Source organism: Halarchaeum acidiphilum MH1-52-1 (assembly GCF_000474235.1).
Taxonomy (GTDB): domain Archaea; phylum Halobacteriota; class Halobacteria; order Halobacteriales; family Halobacteriaceae; genus Halarchaeum; species Halarchaeum acidiphilum.
Window position 1 is genome coordinate 17,826 of the sequence record NZ_BATA01000002.1, and the last position, 20,156, is coordinate 37,981.

The following is a 20,156-nucleotide window of genomic DNA, read 5'->3' on the forward strand; positions in this document are numbered from 1 at the left end:
ACACCGAGAGGGAACACCGTGAGCGTCGCCTCGCGGGTGGAGTCCGACGGGCAGCTCGCCCGCCTCCTCCAGATCGGCATCGTGCTGGAGGAGGTCGTCGAGGCGCGCGCGTACGAGCACTACCAGCGCCTGCCCGACGAGGAGCGCGACGAGCGCGTCGAGGACCTCCTTCAGGAGGCACGCGAGGAGTCAGCGGAGCATCGCGAGCGCCTCGAAGAACTCGTCAGTCGGCTTGACGGCGATGAGGAGGCCGCGATCGACGTCGGGGCGCTCGTCAGAGAGCAGTACGCCCGGACGGGACCCAACGACTTCGACGGCATCCTCTACGACCAGCTGAACGGCGAGGAGACGGCGTACAAGTTCTACGACGATCTCATCGAAGCCGTCGAGGCGAGCGACGTGACGTTCGGTATCGAGCGGGAAACGCTGCTCTCGACGCTCCGGGAGATCCGCGAAGCGGAGGCCGAGGGCGTCGAGGCGGTCGCTGCACTCATGGAGTCACGCGCATGAAACACGACACGACGACGGAGGACGCATCGTGAACACCGCAGACCAGTACCTGAAGGCCGTCTTCCTCGTCCAGCAGATCGAGGAGGGTCCGGCGTCGACCGGCGCGCTCGCCGATCGGCTCGGCGTCAGCCCCGCGTCCGTCAACGAGATGGTGGGCAAGCTCGCGGATCGCGACCTGCTCGTCCATGAGAAGTACAAGGGCGCGACGCTCACCGACGCCGGCGAGACTCGCGCGCGGGACGCGCTCGCGACCTACTGCGTCCTCGAACGCTTCCTCGCGAACGTCCTCGAAGTCGAGGATTACAGGGGGGAGGCCGGCCAACTCGAGGCCGTCATCGACGAGACGGTCGCCGACCGCCTCGACATGATCATCGAGCGCGAACCCGACTGTCCGAACTGTTTCGACGCCGAAGCCGACGCCTGCTCGCACCTCGTCGAGGAACTCGGCGAAGTCGAAGCCAGCGACTGACGAATCTTCGCGGAGTCGAGACCCGTCTCTCTGCGAGGGGGCGAACCGCGCCGTTCACGGCGAGTCGGACGTCACCCACTCGATCAGTTCGTCCGTGCTCGTCACCGGCGGCGAGCACGCGCGCCGGCAGACGTAGGCGGTCGGCGTGCCGTCGCCGGTGGTCGCGTCGTCGCCACGCGCCTCCCGTCCGGCCCAGATCGGCGGCGCCTCGTCCAGCCCGAGCGCGTCGAGCCGCGTGTCGAGTCCGTCTGCCGTCGGCGGGCGGCGCGAGAGGAGGCGGTCGGGGAGGTATCGCGACGCGATGGCGTCGCGCCACTCTCCCGGGATCTCGTCCGCCGCGACGGTGATTTCGAGGCGACCGCGTTCGCGCGTCGCGGCGGCGAGCGCGAGCGACGGGTGCGTGAGCGGGCGGTTCTCCACCGTCTCGGCATGTGTCGCGAGCACGGCGTCCGCGACCTCCCGATACGCGCGCTCCGGCCGGAACGCCGCGAGGGCGTCGAGGACGCTCACGGCGACGCCGGTCGACGAGGGCGTCGAGCGGTCGGCGAGTTCCTGCGGACGAGCGAGGAGATCCTCGCCGCTCGCCGGTGTGAAGTAGAGCGTCTCCGAATTCTCGTCCCAGTGCTCGGCGACGAGCGCGTCCGCGAGATCGCACGCGAACGCGAGGTGCCGGGACTCGCCCGTCGCCTCGTACGTCGCGAGCGCGCCCGCCGCGAGGAAGGCGTAGTCTTCGAGGTAGCCCTCGCCCGTCGCCTCGCCCTCGGCGTACCGGCGCGAGAGGCGCGCTGCGTCCGCGTCCCAGAGGTGTTCGCGGACGAAGTCGAGGGCGTCGACGGCGCGCTCCGCGTACCGTTCGTCGCAGACGAGACCGGCCTCGGCGAACGCCCGTATCGCGAGACCGTTCCACGCGCCGATGACTTTCTCGTCGCGTGCCGGGCGCTCGCGTTCGGTCCGCGCGTCTCGGACCCGTTCGCGGGCGCGTTCGAGGCGCTCGCGGGCCTCCGACTCGTCCATTCCGAGGTCGTCGGCGACGTCGGCGAGGTCGCGGCGGCGCGTGAGCACCGTGCTCCCCTCGAAGTTCCCGTCCTGCGTCACGCCGTAGTACGCGCCGAAGACGGTCGCGTCCGCGGGGTCCCCGACGGCGTCGCTCACTTCGTCGAGCGTCCAGACGTAGAATGTCCCCTCCTCGCCCTCGCTGCGGGCGTCGAGCGTGCTGTAAAAGCCCCCGTCGGGGTGGGCGAGTTCGTCGGCGACGAAGTCGAGCGCGCCGCACGCGACGTCGCGATAGCGCGCGTCGCCGGTGAGCTGGAACGCGGCGAGGTACGCGCGCGGGAGTTCGGCGTTGTCGTAGAGCATCTTCTCGAAGTGCGGCACCGTCCACTCGCGGTCGACGCAGTAGCGGTGAAAGCCGCCGCCGAGCTGGTCGTAGAGGCCGCCGTTCGCCATCGCGTCCAGCGTCTCCGTCGCGACGGCGCGCGCCTCGTCGTCGCCGCGAGCGGCCGCGCGCAGGAGGACGTGGAGCCGGCCGGGCTGGGGGAACTTCTGGTCCGTTCCCCACCCGCCGCGTTCGCGGTCGGCGCGCTCGACGGCCGCGGACGCGGCGGCGTCGAGGACGTCGCTCCCCGGTGGTTCCTCGCGAGCATCCGGGACGGATTCGACTTCGCCCCGCAGGGCGCTCGTCCACTGGTCGGCGCGCTCCTCGACAGCCTCGCGCTCCGCCTCCCAGCGCTCGTGGAGCGAGCGCAGGACGTCGAGGAATCCGGGTTGGTTCCCGCTCGCCTCGCGCGGGAAGTACGTCCCGACGTAGAACGGACGCTTATCGGGGGTGAGCCAGACGGAGAGCGGCCACCCGCCCCCGCCCGTCGCCAACTGCGCGACGGTCATGTAGAGGTCGTCCACGTCCGGGCGCTCCTCCCGGTCGACTTTCACGGGGACGAAGTGCTCGTTGAGGGAGGCGGCGACGTCCTCGTCCTCGAAGGACTCCTCGGCCATCACGTGACACCAGTGGCACGCCGAGTAGCCGATCGAGAGGAAGACCGGCACGTCGCGTTCCGCGGCGGCCTCGAACGCCGCGTCGTCCCACGGCTGCCAGTTGACGGGGTTGTCCGCGTGCTGCTGGAGGTACGGACTCGCCTCCGAATCGAGGCGGTTGCGGTCCGTCGGGTCGGTCATACGTAGTGATTGGGCCGGGCGCGGGTAAAGGCCCGCGACGTGTCACCATGCGCGTTCTCGGCCGCGACTGGTAGCCACGGACGTGCACATAACGTCGGAGACTAAGAGCAACCTTTACACCTCTGTGCTTTCTCCCTCCGGCAATGACAGAGACCGTCCTGCTGGTCGGTGGCGGCGGCCGCGAGCACGCCATCGCGCGCGCGCTCGCCGACGACTGCGACCTCTACGCCTGCGCGTCGAACCGGAATCCGGGTATCGTCTCGCTCGCCGAAGCGGTCGAGACGTGTGAGGAGACCGACCCCGACGCGGTCGTCGACTACGCGGAAGACGTCGACGCGGATCTCGCGGTCGTCGGTCCCGAGGGCCCGCTCGCGGCGGGCGTCGTGGACGCCTTGGAGGAGACCGGCGTCTACGCGTTCGGCCCGACACGGGCCGACGCGCGCATCGAGACCGACAAGGGGTTCCAGCGGGAGTTCATGGCCGAACACGACATCCCGGGAACGCCGTGGTTCGAGACGTTCGACGACGCCGCGGCGGCGGCGGACTACGTCGAATCGCTCGCGGCGGACGACGAGGACGCCGCGGTCAAGCCCGCCGGCCTCACCGGCGGGAAGGGCGTTCGCGTCACCGGCGATCAGGTGACGCACGCCGAAGCGGCGGAGTACGTCCGCGAGAGCGGTCACGGCGAATGGGTGATCGAGGAGCGCCTCGTCGGCGAGGAGTTCACCGTGCAGGCGTTCGTCGCGAACGGCGAGGTTCGCCCGACGCCCGCCGTGCAGGACCACAAGCGCGCCTACGAGGGCGACGAGGGACCGAACACCGGTGGAATGGGCAGTTACGGCGACACGGACGCGACGCTCCCGTTCATGACGGAGGCCGACTACGACGCCGCCGTCGACATCATCGAGGCGACCGTCGACGCGCTCGGCGACTATCGCGGCGTCCTCTACGGCCAGTTCATGCTCACGAGCGACGGCCCGCGGGTCGTCGAGTTCAACGCCCGCTTCGGCGACCCCGAGGCGATGAACACGCTCCCGGTCCTCGACACGCCGTTCCTCGACGTCCTCACCGCCGCGCGGGACGGCGAATCGCTCCCCGAACTCGACTTCACCGGAGAGGCCACCGTCTGCAAGTACGCCGTCCCGGAGGGGTATCCGACGGACCCCGAGGCCGGTGCCGAAGTCACGCTCGACGAGGAGAGCGTCGGCGACGCCCTGCTCTACTACGCGAGCGTCGACGCCCGCGAGGACGGCGTCTACACGACGACGTCGCGCTCCTTCGCGGTCGTCGGTCGCGGCGACTCCATCGAGACCGCGGAGGCGCAGGCCGAATCCGCGCTCGACGGTCTCGGCGCGGGCTTCCGCGTCCGCCACGACGTCGGCAAAGCCGATCTCGTCCGGCGTCGCGTCGAGCACATGGACGAACTGCGCTGACCGCGAGGCGCGAGAGAGGCGATGGGCGCGATGGGCGCGATGGTACGTCCCGATCCGCCCCCTGCTTATACGTACTTCGCGCGCGTAGGATCGCACATGGCGACAGAGACAGTCGCGGAGGCCGATGCCGAGGTCATTCGACTGCTGAAGAAGGCGTATCAGGACGAGATCGAGACGGTGATGAACTACATGTCGAACTCCATCGTCCTCGACGGTGTGCGCGCCGAGGAGATCAAGGAGTCCCTCCAGACCGACATTCAGGAGGAACTCGGCCACGCGGAGGAGCTCGGCAATCGCCTGAAGCAACTCGAGGAGGCCCCGCCCGGCTCCGGGGCGTTCGAGGCCACGCAGGACACCCTCCAGCCGCCCGCGGACACCACGGACGTTCTCTCCGTCATCGAGGGCGTCCTCGACGCCGAGAACGACGCTATCGACACCTACCGCGCGCTCGTCCACGCCGCCGCGGACGCCGACGACCCCGTGACGGAGGACCTCGCGACCACCATCCTCGCCGACGAGGAAGCCCACCGCACCGAGTTCCGCGGCTACCGCAAGGAGTACGAGCAGTAGGCGACGCCGCCCCGCTGAGACGCACCGCACGAGCACCGATTCACCGTTTCTCGAGGCCGCGTATTTCCCACGACTCCCGTACAGCGCCGGCGCTACCCCGCGTTCGTGGCGTCGCTCACGCCCGACTCGGCGCGCCGTCGATCGCGGCGGCGTGTTCGCGCGCCGCCTCGCGGATCGCGTCCGCATCGATGTCCGGGAAGCCGCCGCGATCGTAGCGGACCTGTCCGTCGACCATCGTGAAGACGACGTCGTCGCCGTGCGCGGCGTAGACGAGATGTGAGCGCACGTCGTGGATCGGCGTCGCGCGCGTCAGGTCGGTGTCGATCCCGACGACGTCCGCCGTCCATCCCTCGCGGAGCCTACCCACCCGCTCGAAGCCCGCGGCCTTCGCGCCGTTGCGCGTCGCCATCTCGAACACCGTCTCCGCGGGGAGCGTCGTCGGATCGAGGTCGTCCACCTTCCCCAGCAAACTCGCCTGTCGCATCTCGGTGAAGGCGTCGAGCGTGTTGTTGCAGGGCGGCCCGTCGTTCCCGAGCGCGACGTTGATACCCCGCTCCACGTAGTCGCGGATCGGCGCGATCCCGGAGGCGAGTTTCATGTTCGACGACGGGCAGTGCGTGACGTGCGTCCCCGTCTCCGCGAGGAGTTCGCGCTCTGACTCGTCCGTCCAGACGCAGTGTGCGAGCACGACGTCCTCGCCCGTCAACCCCACTTCGTCGAGCCAGTGGAGGTTGCGCATCCCCGTGTCCTCTTCGACGGTCTCGATCTCGCCGCGGTTCTCGCTCGCGTGCGTGTGGATGCGCACGCCGTCGTGCCGATCGGCGAGGTCGCGCGCGCCGCGCAAGCACGCCTCCGTACACGAGACGGCGAAACGCGGCGTCACGGCGTACCGGATCCGGTCGTCGTACGACCCGTGGTACCGCTCGATGAGCCGCTCCGACTCCGCGAGCGCGGCGTCGGCGTCCTCCTCCAAGGCTTCGGGCGAGCGCTGGTCCATCAACACCTTCCCGAGACGCGCGCGAATGCCGGTCTCGCCCGCGGCTTCGATGGCCTCCGCGGCGTGGTTGACCGAGAGGTGATCGATCACGGTCGTCGTCCCGCTCTCCAGACACTCGAGGTAGCCCAGCTGTGCGGCGACGCGCATCCCGTCGGCGTCGAGACCCGCCTCCATCGGCAGCACGGACTCGAAGAGCCAGTCGAGCAGTTCGGTGTCGTCGGCGATCCCGCGCCCGAGCGACTGGACGGAGTGGACGTGGCCCCCGACGAGACCGGGCGCGACGATGCCGAACGAGCGCCGTTCGTGCTCGGGATAGGTCTCGACGAGGTCGGCCCGCTCCCCGACCGCGACGATGCGATCCCCCTCGGTGACGACGCCGCCGTCGTCGATGACCGTGTCGGCGTCCGCGACGACGGTTCCTGTGAGTAGCATCCCCACTGGGGTCCGCCCTCTAGCACTACCTGTCTTTCCATCCGGCGGCCGACACCGGCGACGTCGCCGCCGAGCCGAACGGTTATCGGTCGCGGTCCCCGAACGCCGGCATGGACCTCTCCATCGTCGATCTCTCGCCCGTCCCGGAGGACGGCACGGCGGCGGACGCGTACGCGAATACCGTCGAGACGGCGCGACAGGCCGAGCGCCTCGGCTACGAGCGCGTCTGGACCGCCGAGCACCACGGCATGGCCGACCGCCTCGCCGGCACGACGCCCGAGGTGTTGCTCGGCCGCCTCGCGGGCGCGACCGACGAGATCCGCCTCGGCACGGGCGCGATGCTGCTCAACCACTACAGCCCGCTCAAGGCCGCGGAGACCTTCGGCGCGCTCGACGCCCTCGCGCCCGGCCGGATCGACGCCGGTCTGGGGCGCGCGAGCAACTCGCCCGCCGTGGATCGCGCGCTCGGCACGGAGCGACGCGTCCCGAACCCCGACGAGGACCACCGCGAGAAGATCGAGGCCGTCGTCAGCCACCTTCACGACGCCTATCCCGAGGGCCACCCGTACGCGGACATCGAGATCCCGCGCGCCGACGCGGCCCCGCCCGTCCCGTGGGTGCTCGGCTCCGACCCGTCGAGCGCCGCCATCGCGGGCGAACTCGGCCTGCGCTACTGTTTCGCGGCGTTCATCCGCCCCGAGCGCGCGACGGCGTCCTTCGAGACCTACCGCGAGCACTTCGATCCCGGAACCCTCCCCGGCGGACCCGACGACCCCGAGGGAATGGTCGCCGTGAACGCCGTCGCCGCGGAAACCGACGAGAAGGCCGCGCGCCGCCGCGCGGTCGCCGAAGCCTCCTTCCAGCGCCTCGCGCGCGGCGAGGCCGGCACGACGCCCGATATCGAGGCGGCGATCGACGAACTCGGCGGCGTCCCCGATCCCACGCCCGCGACGCTCGACGCCGACGAGTGGCCGCGCGCGATCTCCGGGAGTCCCGACACGCTCGCCGGCCTCCTCGACCAGCTCGCGGCGCGCGCCGGCGTCGACGAGGTGATGATCCAGCACGTCGTCCCCGACCACGAGACGGCACTCGACTCCCACGCGCGCATCGCCGCGGGCGTCGGTCTCGACGAGCGGGCGTAGGCGGGGCTGGGCGGGCGAATCCTTCGAGAATCCTTCGAGAAGGGAGGGTGAACGAAGCCGCGAATGTCCGCGACCCTACCGGGTTCTATCGAACCACTCGGGTCGCGGTCCGGCACGCGAGCGGGGCGAGCGTGGACCGACCGACCCCCCCGTAGGTGCGGACGGTTTTGGTGGAGCTTTTACCGGCGCGGGCGAAGCCGCGCACAGTGAACGGTCCGTTAGTAGTGGCGTTCTTTCGGCTCGTACGTCTGGTTCTCGCCTTCGAGGAGCGCGGGGCGATACCAGAGTTCGGGCGTGCCGTCGTTCCACGAGATCATCGTGTGCTTGAGCCACTCGTCGTCGCGGCGCTCTTGATACTCCTTGCGCCAGTGGGCGCCGCGGAACTCCTCGCGGGCGAGCGCGCCCATCGCGATGAGTTCGGCGGTGTCGATGACGTTCCGGGTCTCGATGGTGTGCTGGAGGTCGGTGTTGAACGTCCGGGACTTGTCGGCGACGGAGACGTCCTCGTACTCCTCGCGGGCCTCGCGGATGGTTTCGAGCGCCTCCTCGATGGCTCCCTCCTCGCGGAAGACGTTGACGTTGTCCGTCATCGACTTCTGGATCTTCGAGCGGACGTCGGCGTGATTGACGCCCTCGTCCTTCTCGAGGAGGCCCTCGATGCGCTCGGTCTCGGCTTCGAGCGCGGCGTCGACGACGCCCTCGGGACTGTCGCCGGAGACGACGGCGGAGGACGCGGCGAGCGCGCCGGGTTCGACGGGGAAGTCGACGTCGCTCTCCTCGATGCCCTCGTCGCCCTCGGTCTTGCCGACCGGGATCTCGGGTTCGCCGAGGTCCTCGCCGGCGGCGTGCTTGCCGGCGCGCGCGCCGAACACGAGGAGTTCGGGGAGGGCGTTCCCCCCGAGGCGATTGGAGCCGTGGACGGAGACGCAGGCGGCCTCGCCGACGGCGTAGAGACCGTCGACGCAGGTCTCGCCGTTCTCGTTGGTCTCGATGCCGCCCATCTCGTAGTGGTGGCCGGGCTTGACCGGCATCGGGTTCTCGAGACCGTCCACGCCCTCGAAGTCCTCGGCGAGATGGAGGATGTTCTCGAGGCGGTCCACGATGCGTTCCTCGCCGAGATGGCGCATGTCGAGGTGGACGTACTCGTCGTCGACGCCGCGGCCCGCGTTGATCTCGGTGAGTTCGCCGCGGGCGACGACGTCGCGAGAGGCGAGTTCGCCGTCGTTCGTCGCGTAGCCGTACTCGTACATGAGGCGTTCGCCCTCGCCGTTGTAGAGGATGCCGCCCTCGCCGCGGGTCCCCTCGGAGATGAGGACACCGGTGGAGGGGAGCGTGGTCGGGTGGAACTGGACGAACTCCATGTCCTCGATCGGGACGCCGGCGCGATACGCCATCGCGACGCCGTCGGCGGTGTTCGCGACGGCGTTCGTCGTGTGATCGAAGACCTGTCCGTCGCCGCCGGTGGCGAGGACGACGCCGTCCCGACCGCGGAAGCCCTCGATCTCGCCGGTCTGGATGTCCCACGCGACGACGCCGTGACACGAGCGGTCGTTCGGGTCGTCCTCGTCGGTGACGGCGAGGCGGGTCACGTACCACTCGTCGTAGACCGTGATTCCCCGCTTGACGACCTGCTCGTAGAGCGTGTGGAGGAGGTGGTGGCCGGTCTCGGCGCCCGCGTACGTGGTGCGCGGGAAGGAGAGCCCGCCGAACGGCCGCTGGCTCATCCGGCCGTCCTCCTCGCGCGAGAAGGGCATCCCCCAGTTCTCGAGCTGGACGACGTTCTCCGGGGCGTCCTGCGCGAGCGTCTCGGCCGCGGGGGCGTCGACGATGTAGTCGCCGCCCTTCACGGTGTCGTAGGCGTGCAGTTCCCAGTCGTCGCCCTCGCGGAGCGCCGCGTTGATGCCGCCCTCGGCCGCGCCCGTGTGCGAGCGGACCGGGTGGAGCTTCGTGACGATCGCCACGTCCGCACCGGCTTCGTGTGCGCCGATGGCCGCGCGGAGTCCCGACCCGCCACCACCGACGACGATCACGTCGTGTTCGTACATTAGTATATCACCAGAATTTGAGGTTCTGCTTCACCGCTTCGCGCTTCAGTTCCTGAATGTGCTCGGTGAGCGGGATGTCCTTCGGACAGACGGTCGTACAGGAGAACTGGGTCTGACAGCGCCAGACGCCGTGCTCCTGCTCGATGATACGGAGGCGTTCTTCCTGTCTGTCCTCGCCCTCGCGCTCGTCGAAGTAGAACCGGTAGGCCTTGTTGATGGCCGCGGGACCGAGATACTCGTTGTCGCCCGCGGCGACGTTGCAAGAGGACATGCAGGCGCCACACCAGATGCAGCGCGTGCTCATCTTGATCTTCTCGCGGTTCTCGCGCGACTGGAGCTGCTCGCCGTCGGGGTCCTCCTTCGGACTGAAGTACGGTTCGACGGCGTCCATCTGGTCGTAGAAGTGATCCATGTCCACGACGAGGTCCTTGACGACCTCGCGGTGGGGGAGCGGTTCGACGCGGACGGTCTCGGAATCGTTGAGGTCCGCGATCTGCGTCTGGCAGCCGAGACGCTGGCTCCCGTTGATGAAGAGGGCGTCGCTCCCGCAGACGGCCTGCCGGCAGGAGTGCCGGAAGGTGAGACTGGAGTCGTAGGTGTCGCGGGCGTAGATCAGGGCGTCGAGGACGGTGATCCCCGGCTCGCGCGGGACGTGGAAGGTGTCGAAGCGCGGCTCCTGCTTGTCCGCGACCTCGGGATCGTAGCGGAAGACCTTGAGCGTGATCGCGTCGTCACCGACGTCGGGCGTCGAGGCGGCTTCCTCGCGCTCGGCGGCGCGTTCGTCCTTGCGGGCCATCCGTTCTGCCTGCGGGTCGGAGTCGTCGGTGTCTGGTGTCTGTGTACTCATTGTTATGCACCACCCGTGAGGGCGAGCGCGACGCGGATCCCCTGTACGAAGACGAGGACGCCGGCGACGACGAGCACCCACTTCGCGACGCGCTTCGGCGTGCCCGTGACGCCCTGATTGACGAGGGCGTTGTAGATCCCGTTGGTGCCGTGGAAGGTCGCGGCGGCGAGGAACAGCACCATCGTGACGAAGTACGCGGGGACGCTGTACCGTGCGTGACTCCCGGAGAACGTGATCTCCGGGGCGTGGTGGAAGAAGTGGAGGAGGAGGAAGTGGAAGGCGAGCGTGACGACGAGGAACGCCGCCGTGACGCGCTGGAGGAACCAGCGCGTGCTCCCGCTGCTGAACGAGGAGTAGCGCTCTGCCATTTAGAGACCCTCCAAGAAGACGGGGACGCTGACGACGACGATGATACCCGTGAGTATCAGCGACGCGTAGAAGCTCTTCTCCTGCGTGTCGAGGGCCGTCCCCACACCGAGGTCGATGAAGAGGAGGCGGATCCCGTTGAGGATGTGGAAGGCGGCGACGGCGAGGAGACCGACCTCCAGCACGCGGACGACGGCTAGCTGTTCGAGGCCCTGCAGGGTCTGGGTGTACGCGGCGTCACCGTTCAGCGCCGAGCTGAGAACGGCGATGTGGGTGAACAGATACCCGATGAGCACCCATCCGGTGAACTTGTGGAACACCCAAGCCCACATGCCGGCCGAGAACTCCCGCCAGCGGCCGAAGTCCTCGACGAGGCCCCGATTGTGCGACTGACTCATACCATGGAAACCTCCTGACCGGGCGCACATAGAAGTTTCTAACCCGGTACGATGGGGGACGATACCGAACGCCGCGCGTTCGCGAGCCGACATGCACTCTCAGGGCCGTTCCGGCATCGTCCCGCTCTGCACGCGTTCGTACGCCCGGATGGTCGGCTCGTCGAGTTCGACGAGGTGGCAGAGCGGATTCCCCGGATAGACGACGGGGTTCTCGAGCACGCCGACGAGCAGCCCGTCGAAGGGGGCGGTGATGCGCACCGTCTCCGTCTTGAACGGATTGGTGACGGTGCCGACGACGTCGCCCGCCCGAACGAGGTCGCCCCGGTCGTGGAGCAGCTCGACGATCCCGCCGGCGTCGGCGCGGAGCCACGTCTTCTGATCGCGCTCGACGACCGTCCGCCACCCGGGCCAGCGGACCGGTTCGGCGGGATGGCAGTCGTACTCGGCGAGGACGGAGGCGACGCCGTCGAGCGCGCGGTCGATGAACCCGCGCTCGAATCGATGCGCCTGTCCCATCTCGACCGTGACGGTCGGCGTTCCGCCCTCGCAGGCGGCGCCGCGAAGCGACCCCGAGGGACCGGCGCCGTCGATGATGACATTCGATCCGAACGCGCGCGCGAGCCGGGCGACGTCGGGGTCGTCCATGTCCGCGCGGACGTGGAGCATGTTCGTCCGTCCGCGCGTCGAGGTGTGGAAGTCGAGACCGTAGTCGCAGGGTTCGATGAACTCGTCGTAGAGGCGGGCGGCCATCCGGTCGGCGCTCGTCCCCGAGCGACTCCCCGGGAACGAGCGGTTGAGGTCGCGATCGTAGACGGGGAGGTAGCGCTGCTGGGCGATGAAGCCCGGGACGTTCAGGACGGGAAGGCAGACGAGCGTGCCGTGGAGGTTCGCGTCCGGCCAGTCCTGCGCGACGGTCCGGACGACCTCGATGCCGTTGAGTTCGTCGCCGTGGATGGCGGCGGAGAGGAAGACGGTCGGCCCGGGCCGGTCGCCGTTGCGGATCGTCACCGGCACTCGGACGGGATCGCCGAGATACGTCTCGCTGATGGCGTATCGGAGGTTCCGCGTCTCCCCGGGTTCGACCCGGCCGTCGGTGTAGGTGAACGCGCCGTCTGCCATGTCCCGCTCTCCGGTCGGGGGGCGCATAAAGGAGCGGGCACGATCGGCGCGCCGTCCGTCGGTCGCTCCCTCGCTTCGACGCACCGGCATCGTTTTGGCGTGTCCGGGGCGAACTACGGCCGATGACCGACGATCCCGTGACCGTCGGGGTGCTCAGCCTCCACACGAGCAAGGAGACGAAGGCGATCCTCAACGCCGTCGAAGCCCTCGGCCACCGCGGCGTCTGGCTCCGCGAGGAGACCCTCACTGTCTCCCTCGACGACGGTGAGGCGACCCTCGATCCCGACGTCGACGTCGTGGCGAACCGCCTGTTGCTCTCGAACACCGAACAGCCCTGTGAACTCCTCGGGATCGCGAGCACGCTCGCACGCTTGCGCCCGACGCTGAACGAACCCCAGCACGTCCTGACGGCGTTCCACAAGTTCGCGACGGCCGCGGCGCTCACGCGCGCCGGGATCTCCGTCCCGGACGCCCACCTCGCGCTCGACGCCGACGCGATGAACGACGCTCGCGGGCGCTTCGGGGACGAAGCCGTCTACAAGACCGCGATCGGAACGCACGGCGGCGGGACGTGGAAGGTCGGTCGGGACGAGGAGGTCAACCCCGTCGTCGGCGAGCGCTACGCCTTCCTCCAATCGCTCATCGAGCGCGACGACGCCGAACACGCGGATCTGCGCGTCTACGTCGTGAACGGTGAGGTCGTCGCGGCGATGCGTCGCTACGCTCCCGAGAACGATTGGCGGACGAACGTCGCGCTCGGCGGGACCGTCGAGGGCGTCGACGACCTCCCCGACGAGGTCCGCGAGATGGCCGCGGAGTCCGCGGAGGTCGTCGGTCTCGACTACGCGGGCGTCGACATCGTCGAGGGCGAGGACGGCTGGTTCGTCCTCGAAGTCAATCCCACCGCGGGCTTCAAGGGTCTCTTCGAGGCGACGGGCGTCAGCCCCGCCCCGGACATCGCGCGTCTCGCCATCGAGGAGGCGGGCGGCGCGGTGGACGACGACGCCGTCGCGGACCTGCGTTCGCGTTTCGACACCTCGACGCCGAGCGGGATGCCGCGGAAGGCCGTCGAGCCGGTCGAACCCGGACAGGTCGTCGGCTACACCGAGGAGGTGCTCGTCTCGGGGACGAGCGGCACCGAGCGCGTCGTCTCGAAGTCGGACACGGGCGCGTCGCGGACCTCCATCGACACGAAGCTCGCGGCGAAGATCGGCGCCGGCCCGATCAAGTCGATGACGAAGGTGAAGTCGGGCAGCGTGAAGGCCGGGAAGTCCCGGCCCGTCGTGGACATCGTCGTCGGCGTCGGCGGCGACAGACACACCGTCGCGGCCTCGCTGGAGGACCGCTCGCACATGGACTACCCGCTCCTCCTCGGGCGCGACATCCTCGAGCACTATCAGGTGGACGTCACCCGGCGCTTCGAGGACGACGCGTCGGCCGATCAGGACGAGGAGGAAGAGGAATTCGGCGAAGAGTAGGTGATAGCGGGCGTCAGTCACCCTGCGCCTTCCAGACGTAGCGCGTCGCGTAGCTCCGGTAGGGTGCCCACGTCTCCGCGTAGTCGCGCATTTCGGCGCGCGTCTCGTGGCCGTAGAGGGTCTGCATGCCCTTGCGGACGCCGAGGTCGCCGACGGGGAAGACGTCCGCGCGGCCGAGCGCGAAGAGGAGGAACATGTTCGCGGTCCAGTCGCCGACGCCGTACACGGCGCCGAGTTCGGCGCGCACGTCGTCGTTCGACAGGTCGGCGAAGTCGTCGTGGACGATGCCGTCGGGGTAGCGCTCGGCGAGTTCGTTCAGGGCCCGGACTTTCGTGTCGCTGAGGCCGGCGTCGCGGAGCGTCGCGTCGTCGGCGTCGCGGAGGCCGGCGGGGGCGAAGTCGACGCGCTCGCGGAGGCGCTCGCGGACGGCGGCGGCGGATTCGAGCGAGACGGACTGGTTCGTGACGGCGACGACGAGGCGCTCGAAGGGGTCGGCGGCGCGCTCGGGACCGAGATCGCCGTGTTCCTCGTAGAGCGTGCGGAGGGCGTCGTCGCCGCGGACGACGGCGTACGGGTCGTCGGTGTCGGACTCGGCCATATCGGATGCAGGGACCGCGGCGGCCTACGTCTGTCGGAGCGCGCGGAGGGCCGCGCCGGCGAGCGCACCGAGCGCGACGGTCGGCGCAGCGATGAGGCTTCGCCAGGCGACGACGACGGGGAGGGCCGGCCGGTCCACGCCGGGAGAACGGGGCGCGTCCACGTGACACCCTCACTCGCCCTGAAGAGCGGGGGATTCCTGCACGGCGTGAGCGTTCGGCCGGGGACCGGGACTGAGGAGCGCCGATCGGGGACGGGCACAACGTTCAGGGTGGCGGCCGCGGTGGGTCGGACATGGACTTAGAGGAGGTGGAGACCGTCGCGGTGCTGGGCGCCGGGACGATGGGCCACGGCATCGCGGAGGTCGCGGCGCTCGCCGGCTTCGACGTCGCGCTGCGGGACATCAAGGAGGAGTTCGTGCGCGCGGGCCACGAGCGGATCGAGGCGAGCCTCTCAGAGCTGGCGGAGCGCGACGAGGTGACGACGGACGAGGCGGACGCGGCGCTCGATCGGATCGAGCCGGTCGTCGAGATGGAGGCGGCGGTGAGCGACGCGGACGCGTGATCGAGTCCGTCCCGGAGAAGCGCGACGTGAAGCGGAACGTCTACCGAGAGGTCGGGCAGTACCTCGGCGAGGAGGCGATCCTGACGACGAACACGTCCGCGCTCTCCGTGACGGAACTCTCTGAGGTGATCGAGCGCCCGGAGGACTTCTGCGGGATGCACTTCTTCAATCCGCCGGTCCGGATGCAGCTCGTCGAGGTCACTCCGGGTGCGTACACCCACGACGGGACGGTCGAGACGGTGATGGCGCTCGCGCGGGCGATGGGGAAGACGCCGATGCGGATCTCGCGCGACGAACCCGGCTTCGTCGTCAATCGCGTCGTCGCCCCGCTGTTGAACGAGGCGGCGTGGCTCGTCCACGATGGCGTCGCGAGCGCCGAAGAGGTGGACGCGACCGCGCGCTACGGCATCGGTCTCCCGAGCGGCGTGCTCCGCCTCGCGGACGACATCGGTCTCGACGTGCTGGCGGACGTGCTCGGCTACCTCCACGAGGAGTTCGGGCCGGCCTACGAGCCGTGCCCGCTCCTCGCCGAGCACGTCGAGGCGGGCGACCTCGGCGAGAAGACGGGCGCCGGGTTCTACGGCTACGACGAGGAGGGCCGTCCGTCGTCCGAGATCTCATCGGACGCGATCCGCGAGGACGTCGAGCGACGCCTGCTCGCGGTGATGGCGAACGAGACGGCGAAACTCGTCGGCGCGGACGTCGCGTCGCCGACCGAGATCGACGAGGCGCTGATGCTCGGCGCGGGATTTCCGGAGGGACCGGGGACGCTCGCCGATCGGGCGGGACTCACGTCGCTCTACGAGACGCTCGCGGAACGACAGGCCGACGCACCGCGCTACGCGCCAGCCGAGGCGCTCGTCGAGCGCGCGGGCGCGGGAGAGAACTTCCACAACGACTTCTCCGAGACCGACTCGGAGTCCTTTAGCGACCTCTCGATCGAGATCGTCGATCGCGTCGGGCACGTCACGCTCGATCGCCCCCACCGCCGAAACACCATCACGCGCGACCTGCTCGACGAACTCGTCGAGGCCGTCGAGACGCTGGAGGACGACCCGGAGGTGCGCGCGATCCTCCTCACGGGCGCGGGCGAGGGCGCGTTCAGCGCGGGCGCGGACGTCCAGCGGATCGCGGGCGACGCGGACGCCATCGACGGCGTCGAACTCGCGCGGAAGGGACAGCGGGCGTTCGCCTCGCTGGAGAAATGCGATATGCCGGTCGTGGCCGGCATCGGCGGTGACTGCTTCGGCGGGGGGATGGAGCTCGCGGCCGCGGCCGATCTCCGCGTCGCCGCACACGACGCCGAACTCGGACAGACCGAACACGAGTTCGGTCTCCTCCCGGGGTGGGGCGGCACGCAGCGCCTCCCGGATCTGATCGGCGAGAGCCGCGCGACGGAGGTGATCCTGACCGCCGCGCGCTACGACGCGGAGACGATGGCGACCTACGGATTCGTGAACGAAGTCGTCGACGGCGACGACGTGACGGAGCGCGCGCTCGATGTCGCACGCGACCTCTCCGCCGGCCCGCCGATCGCGCAGCGCTACACGAAGCGCGCGATCCGCGCGGGCCGCCAGAGCCGCGAGGCCGGTCTCGAAGTCGAGGCGCACGCGTTCGGCCAGCTCTTGAACACCGAGGACATCGTCGAGGGCGTCGCGGCGTACCTCGGCGACCACGAGCCGACGTTCGAGGGCAAGTAGTTCGAAGGGGGAGTCAGTCAGTCCGCACCGACGGCATCCTCGGGCGCCGCGACCGCAGTTCGAAGCGTGTCACCGCTGGTGAGGAGTCCGACGACGGCGAGCGCGACCACGGCCGCGCCGAGGAAGAACGGAGTCGCCGACCCGAACTGCCCGCCGAGGTAGCCGGAGAGCACGGGCGCGACCGCCGCGCCAGACCAGCGCAGGCAGTTGTACGAGGCCGAGGAGATCGAGCGCGAGAACGGCGACACCTCGATGGCGAGCGTCGTGAGCACGGCGTTCGAGATGCCACAGCAGAGCCCGGAGACGACGACGAGCGCGATCCGCGCGGACGGACCGGCGACGCCCATCGCGGCGAGGATGACGACGAACGCGGTGAGCGTGCCGGCCATCGTCGTGACGGCGCCGTAGCGCGAGACGAGGCGGCTGGAGACGACGACCGACCCGAGCGCGAGGAACGCCCCCCAGCCGAAGAAGACGAGACCGAGACCGATCGCGCCGAGGTCGAGCGTCAGCGGCGTGTACGCGAGGACGACGAAGAAGGCGAACGTGTAGAGGAGACCGACGAGCGCGTTCCCGATCACCGCCGGGTGTCGGAGCGCCCCGAGGACGTCCCGAACGCTCTGCTCGCTCTCCGCGGTCTCGGGGGATTCGACGGTGAACACCGTGATGCAGAGACCGACGGCGGCGAGCGCGGCCGCGGCGAAGAAGGGGTAGCGCCACGAGAGCGAACCGAGGAAGCCCCCGATGAGCGGTCCCGAGGCGATGCCCATCCCGAGCGCGCCCTCGAAGAGCGTGATCGAGGAGGCGGTGTCGCCCCGCGAGAGACCGACGATGATCGCGAGCACCGTCGTCGTGAAGAGGGCGTTTCCGAGCCCCCAGCCGCCGCGCAGGAGCGCGAGCGCGTCGATCGACGGCGCGAGCCCGCAGAGACCGGCGAAGACGACGACGAACGCGACGCCGAGCGTCATCGTCCGCTTATCGCCCAGCCGCGTGGCGATCGGCCCGGAGACGAGCATCGCGAGCGCCATGACGAGGATGTAGCTCGTGAACAGCAGTTCGACCATCGTGTGCGAGGCACCCATCGCTTCGGCGATCGTCGGGAGGACGGGATCGACCACGCCGATCCCGAGGAACACCACGTAGGTCGCGAACGCCGCCGCCAACACGCCGGGGCGGAAACGCCGCAGTGTCGAGAGAGGAGACATTACATCGAACGGACGTTCGCGAGGGCTAAAGGCCATCTGGAATCGCTCGGCGTTGCCGAGAACGGGACGGTACCGGACACCACGGGACGCACTATCGCACTCGCGGCCGTGGGCGCAAATCCGCCCGCGCGACGGACAGCAACTCCAAGCAGTCACCCGTTCGACGTATCGTTTCGCCCTGCTGTGAGACCTCGAAACGAACCTCCCGGAGGCGGGTCGACGATTCGTCAGGCAGTACGGGCGCGAAGGGGTCAGAAACAAACGAATACGGACGCGCATCTCTTGGAGAATGCCGTTCTCCTCTGCGCTCCGTGCCATCGGAGGACCGAACGCGGCGAGATACCATGGTATGCGCCACCAGATGAACACCCGGATGGAATTGGTGAGATTTAAGTTTCACCCGCGATTCGGTAGAAGTGAGTCGGGCGCGTCCCGACGGTACGCTCGGTTGGTGTAGTCCGGCCAATCATGTTGGCCTTTCGGGAAAACTTCAGACAGTTTCAAGCTGAAATAAACTGGCTGGTTTTCGAAGACAGCCGACGACCAGGGTTCAAATCCCTGACCGAGCATCATTCTGCGGAGCAGCGCGATGCCGATGAGCGACGGGAAGGGTTTGAATCAGTGAGTGAAGCGAAGCGGAACGACCGTGGTTCAAATTTGAATCAGTGAGTGAAGCGAAGCGGAACGACCGTGGTTCAAATCCCAAATCCCTGACCGAGCACTCCCTTCCTTCGTGACGCTACGTGACGAGCGACGGCGTCGGTCCCGAGCCTTTTCGTCGCTTACGCGCGTCTCTCGGATCGATGCCCTCCAGACGCTCCGTCCGCCGGCTCGTCAGCCTCTGGTTCGCGTGCTCGATCCTCCTCGCGGGGATCGTGATGCGGGTCGCGGCGCCGGTCGTCGGCGTGATGAACGCGCCGGTCGTGACGCCGCGGTGGCGGCGGCGGTCGCGCTCGTCGCGCACGTCAGCGAACCACGGTTGCGGAGCGGACCGGTGTGGTCGCTCGCGCTCCTGACGTTCGTCGGGTTCGTGCTCGCGCAGGCGCTCGCGGGGGCGGCCGGTCTGCCGGCGGAGTCGCCCGGAGTCTCGGCGTGCTGCTGGATCGTCGCGCTCGCGGGCGCGATCGCGGTGCTGGCGGCGCGGGGGACGGCGTGGCTGGACGAGCCGTGATTCGACAGGGCTACCCGGTGTCGTCGCGCAGTCCCGCGCATGGCGTTCGAGGACCTCCCTGACGACTGGGCGGTGTGGAACGACGACGGCGGGCGGGCCGTGGTGGTCTTTCGCCCGGACGTCTTCGAGGGCGAGGCGTACGACGCGGCGCGCCTCCCCACGATCTACGTCTCGACGCGCGCGCCGGACGTGCCGATGCGCCGCGGGGGCGAGCCGAGCGACGGCTGGCACGTCGCGTGCACGCTCGAACCGGAAGTGCACGTCCGCGCGCTGGAGTCGAGTCACGAGACGCGCGCGGCGGCCGCCGAAGCCGCCGTCGAGGCCGCCCGGCGATTTTCGCGGGGTGACGTCGGCTTCGACGGCGTGTACGCGACGCAGCCCCCCGAGTCGTATCTCAGTCGCCTCGACGAGCTAACGGGCTGACGGCGCGTCCGGGGCGGAGGTCGTACCACTCGCGGACGCGCGCGTCGAGGAGGTCGAGTGCGGTCTCGACGGGGAGGATCTCGGTGTCGAGCGTGAAATCGGCGTCCGGCGGCGCTTCTTCGAGAGCGCTGTACACCGCCTCGACGCCCGCGCGGCCGATACCGTCGCGCGCCCGGTCGCGCCGCAGACAGGTGTCGCGGTCGGCGGTGACGTGGACGAGGCGGGTGTCGGCGAGCTCGCGGAAGCGCTCGCGCCACGCGCGCCGGTGGAAGGTGGCGTCGACGATGCAGTCCCGCGGCGCGCGGGCGCGCTCGTGGAGGCGTTCGTAGGTGCGTCGCGCGTAGTCGTCGGAGCGGTAGACGGCGCAGCCGACGGACCGCCGTGCGAGGCGCCACTGGAGGCGCGTCGCGAGCGTGCTCTTGCCGGCACCGGGCGGGCCGCAGAGCAGGAGACGCACGCGTCGCGCTTCGCGCGGCGGCTCGAAAAACCGTGGGGCCGCGCGGGACGGAACGCGAGCG

18 protein-coding genes, 1 tRNA gene and 1 pseudogene are annotated in these 20,156 nt (G+C 69.6%); 10 read left to right on the plus strand and 10 right to left on the minus strand.

Features of this window, described 5'->3' with window-relative positions; all coding sequences use genetic code 11:
* Positions 1-18: 18 nt before the first annotated feature.
* Both AOZ13_RS00585 and AOZ13_RS00590 read left to right on the plus strand, forming a co-directional pair.
* On the plus strand, positions 19-510 hold the full coding sequence (locus tag AOZ13_RS00585; RefSeq protein WP_020221036.1) for a hypothetical protein: 492 nt from the start codon (positions 19-21) through the stop codon (positions 508-510).
* 28 nt (positions 511-538) lie between these two features.
* Positions 539-979 carry a metal-dependent transcriptional regulator gene (locus tag AOZ13_RS00590; RefSeq protein WP_020221035.1) on the plus strand — a complete coding sequence of 147 codons (441 nt, stop codon included), beginning with the start codon at positions 539-541 and terminating at the stop codon, positions 977-979.
* Positions 980-1,033: 54 nt separating this feature from the next.
* On the opposite strand, the gene AOZ13_RS00595 is transcribed toward AOZ13_RS00590, so the two are convergent.
* Positions 1,034-3,151, minus strand: a complete 2,118-nt coding sequence (locus tag AOZ13_RS00595) for a thioredoxin domain-containing protein (protein WP_021779524.1) — start codon at positions 3,149-3,151, stop codon at positions 1,034-1,036.
* Positions 3,152-3,294: 143 nt separating this feature from the next.
* On the opposite strand from AOZ13_RS00595, the gene purD reads away from it, so the two are divergent.
* Both purD and AOZ13_RS00605 read left to right on the plus strand, forming a co-directional pair.
* A complete protein-coding gene (purD, locus tag AOZ13_RS00600) occupies positions 3,295-4,584 on the plus strand; it encodes a phosphoribosylamine--glycine ligase (protein ID WP_020222141.1) in 1,290 nt (429 codons plus the stop codon).
* A 96-nt stretch (positions 4,585-4,680) separates the two neighbouring features.
* On the plus strand, positions 4,681-5,154 hold the full coding sequence (locus AOZ13_RS00605) for a ferritin-like domain-containing protein (protein ID WP_020222142.1): 474 nt from the start codon (positions 4,681-4,683) through the stop codon (positions 5,152-5,154).
* A 115-nt stretch (positions 5,155-5,269) separates the two neighbouring features.
* Here AOZ13_RS00605 and AOZ13_RS00610 read toward each other — a convergent pair whose 3' ends face one another.
* A complete protein-coding gene (locus AOZ13_RS00610; protein ID WP_020222143.1) occupies positions 5,270-6,583 on the minus strand; it encodes a 5'-deoxyadenosine deaminase in 1,314 nt (437 codons plus the stop codon).
* A gap of 110 nt (positions 6,584-6,693) precedes the next feature.
* On the opposite strand from AOZ13_RS00610, the gene AOZ13_RS00615 reads away from it, so the two are divergent.
* Positions 6,694-7,725 (plus strand): MsnO8 family LLM class oxidoreductase, encoded by a 1,032-nt coding sequence (locus tag AOZ13_RS00615; protein ID WP_021779525.1) that lies wholly within the window; start codon positions 6,694-6,696, stop codon positions 7,723-7,725.
* A gap of 218 nt (positions 7,726-7,943) precedes the next feature.
* Here the strand turns inward: AOZ13_RS00615 and AOZ13_RS00620 are convergent, their stop codons facing one another.
* The 5 genes from AOZ13_RS00620 to AOZ13_RS00640 all read right to left on the minus strand — a co-directional run bounded on the left by AOZ13_RS00620 (position 7,944) and on the right by AOZ13_RS00640 (position 12,500).
* Positions 7,944-9,770 (minus strand): FAD-binding protein, encoded by a 1,827-nt coding sequence (locus AOZ13_RS00620; protein ID WP_021779526.1) that lies wholly within the window; start codon positions 9,768-9,770, stop codon positions 7,944-7,946.
* Between the two features lie 7 nt (positions 9,771-9,777).
* A complete protein-coding gene (locus AOZ13_RS00625) occupies positions 9,778-10,617 on the minus strand; it encodes a succinate dehydrogenase/fumarate reductase iron-sulfur subunit (protein WP_021779527.1) in 840 nt (279 codons plus the stop codon).
* A gap of 2 nt (positions 10,618-10,619) precedes the next feature.
* Positions 10,620-10,985: a hypothetical protein gene (locus tag AOZ13_RS00630; protein ID WP_020221032.1), complete on the minus strand. Its 366-nt coding sequence runs from the start codon at positions 10,983-10,985 to the stop codon at positions 10,620-10,622.
* Complete coding sequence (gene sdhC, locus AOZ13_RS00635; protein ID WP_020221031.1) at positions 10,986-11,381, minus strand: succinate dehydrogenase, cytochrome b556 subunit; 396 nt, start codon at positions 11,379-11,381, stop codon at positions 10,986-10,988.
* Between the two features lie 99 nt (positions 11,382-11,480).
* A complete protein-coding gene (locus tag AOZ13_RS00640) occupies positions 11,481-12,500 on the minus strand; it encodes a succinylglutamate desuccinylase/aspartoacylase family protein (RefSeq protein ID WP_020221030.1) in 1,020 nt (339 codons plus the stop codon).
* Positions 12,501-12,622: 122 nt separating this feature from the next.
* Between AOZ13_RS00640 and AOZ13_RS00645 the strand changes: the two genes are divergently transcribed.
* Positions 12,623-13,978 carry a RimK family alpha-L-glutamate ligase gene (locus AOZ13_RS00645; protein WP_020221029.1) on the plus strand — a complete coding sequence of 452 codons (1,356 nt, stop codon included), beginning with the start codon at positions 12,623-12,625 and terminating at the stop codon, positions 13,976-13,978.
* A 13-nt stretch (positions 13,979-13,991) separates the two neighbouring features.
* Here AOZ13_RS00645 and AOZ13_RS00650 read toward each other — a convergent pair whose 3' ends face one another.
* The gene (locus tag AOZ13_RS00650) at positions 13,992-14,576 is read right to left on the minus strand and encodes a DNA-3-methyladenine glycosylase family protein (RefSeq protein ID WP_021779528.1); all 585 of its coding nucleotides are present in this window, start codon (positions 14,574-14,576) and stop codon (positions 13,992-13,994) included.
* Positions 14,577-14,869: 293 nt separating this feature from the next.
* Here AOZ13_RS00650 and AOZ13_RS00655 point away from each other — a divergent pair.
* Positions 14,870-16,839, plus strand: a pseudogene (locus AOZ13_RS00655) (3-hydroxyacyl-CoA dehydrogenase NAD-binding domain-containing protein).
* A 17-nt stretch (positions 16,840-16,856) separates the two neighbouring features.
* Here the strand turns inward: AOZ13_RS00655 and AOZ13_RS00660 are convergent.
* Positions 16,857-18,044: an MFS transporter gene (locus AOZ13_RS00660; protein ID WP_044958040.1), complete on the minus strand. Its 1,188-nt coding sequence runs from the start codon at positions 18,042-18,044 to the stop codon at positions 16,857-16,859.
* A 442-nt stretch (positions 18,045-18,486) separates the two neighbouring features.
* Between AOZ13_RS00660 and AOZ13_RS00665 the strand changes: the two genes are divergently transcribed.
* The 3 genes from AOZ13_RS00665 to AOZ13_RS00675 all read left to right on the plus strand — a co-directional run bounded on the left by AOZ13_RS00665 (position 18,487) and on the right by AOZ13_RS00675 (position 19,638).
* Positions 18,487-18,613 (plus strand) — tRNA-Glu (locus tag AOZ13_RS00665).
* A 365-nt stretch (positions 18,614-18,978) separates the two neighbouring features.
* Entirely contained in the window at positions 18,979-19,215 is a 237-nt protein-coding gene (locus tag AOZ13_RS13705) for a hypothetical protein (RefSeq protein WP_021779534.1), read from the plus strand.
* A 39-nt stretch (positions 19,216-19,254) separates the two neighbouring features.
* Positions 19,255-19,638, plus strand: a complete 384-nt coding sequence (locus AOZ13_RS00675; RefSeq protein WP_021779535.1) for a DUF5820 family protein — start codon at positions 19,255-19,257, stop codon at positions 19,636-19,638.
* Here AOZ13_RS00675 and AOZ13_RS00680 read toward each other — a convergent pair.
* A complete protein-coding gene (locus AOZ13_RS00680; protein WP_021779536.1) occupies positions 19,610-20,095 on the minus strand; it encodes an AAA family ATPase in 486 nt (161 codons plus the stop codon). The two genes, AOZ13_RS00675 and AOZ13_RS00680, sit on opposite strands and share 29 nt — an antisense overlap.
* Positions 20,096-20,156: the final 61 nt, after the last annotated feature.

What these genes read in the sequence shown, in the direction of transcription:
- AOZ13_RS00595 (WP_021779524.1), bottom strand. Translation starts at nt 3,151, where the DNA reads ATGACCGACCCGACGGACCGCAACCGCCTCGATTCGGAGGCGAGTCCG.
- AOZ13_RS00620 (WP_021779526.1), bottom strand. Translation starts at nt 9,770, where the DNA reads ATGTACGAACACGACGTGATCGTCGTCGGTGGTGGCGGGTCGGGACTC.
- AOZ13_RS00650 (WP_021779528.1), bottom strand. Translation starts at nt 14,576, where the DNA reads ATGGCCGAGTCCGACACCGACGACCCGTACGCCGTCGTCCGCGGCGAC.
- AOZ13_RS00645 (WP_020221029.1), top strand. Translation starts at nt 12,623, where the DNA reads ATGACCGACGATCCCGTGACCGTCGGGGTGCTCAGCCTCCACACGAGC.
- AOZ13_RS00610 (WP_020222143.1), bottom strand. Translation starts at nt 6,583, where the DNA reads ATGCTACTCACAGGAACCGTCGTCGCGGACGCCGACACGGTCATCGAC.
- AOZ13_RS00660 (WP_044958040.1), bottom strand. Translation starts at nt 18,044, where the DNA reads ATGTCTCCTCTCTCGACACTGCGGCGTTTCCGCCCCGGCGTGTTGGCG.
- AOZ13_RS00605 (WP_020222142.1), top strand. Translation starts at nt 4,681, where the DNA reads ATGGCGACAGAGACAGTCGCGGAGGCCGATGCCGAGGTCATTCGACTG.
- AOZ13_RS00675 (WP_021779535.1), top strand. Translation starts at nt 19,255, where the DNA reads ATGGCGTTCGAGGACCTCCCTGACGACTGGGCGGTGTGGAACGACGAC.
- AOZ13_RS00625 (WP_021779527.1), bottom strand. Translation starts at nt 10,617, where the DNA reads ATGAGTACACAGACACCAGACACCGACGACTCCGACCCGCAGGCAGAA.
- AOZ13_RS00640 (WP_020221030.1), bottom strand. Translation starts at nt 12,500, where the DNA reads ATGGCAGACGGCGCGTTCACCTACACCGACGGCCGGGTCGAACCCGGG.
- AOZ13_RS00630 (WP_020221032.1), bottom strand. Translation starts at nt 10,985, where the DNA reads ATGGCAGAGCGCTACTCCTCGTTCAGCAGCGGGAGCACGCGCTGGTTC.
- purD (WP_020222141.1), top strand. Translation starts at nt 3,295, where the DNA reads ATGACAGAGACCGTCCTGCTGGTCGGTGGCGGCGGCCGCGAGCACGCC.
- AOZ13_RS00615 (WP_021779525.1), top strand. Translation starts at nt 6,694, where the DNA reads ATGGACCTCTCCATCGTCGATCTCTCGCCCGTCCCGGAGGACGGCACG.
- sdhC (WP_020221031.1), bottom strand. Translation starts at nt 11,381, where the DNA reads ATGAGTCAGTCGCACAATCGGGGCCTCGTCGAGGACTTCGGCCGCTGG.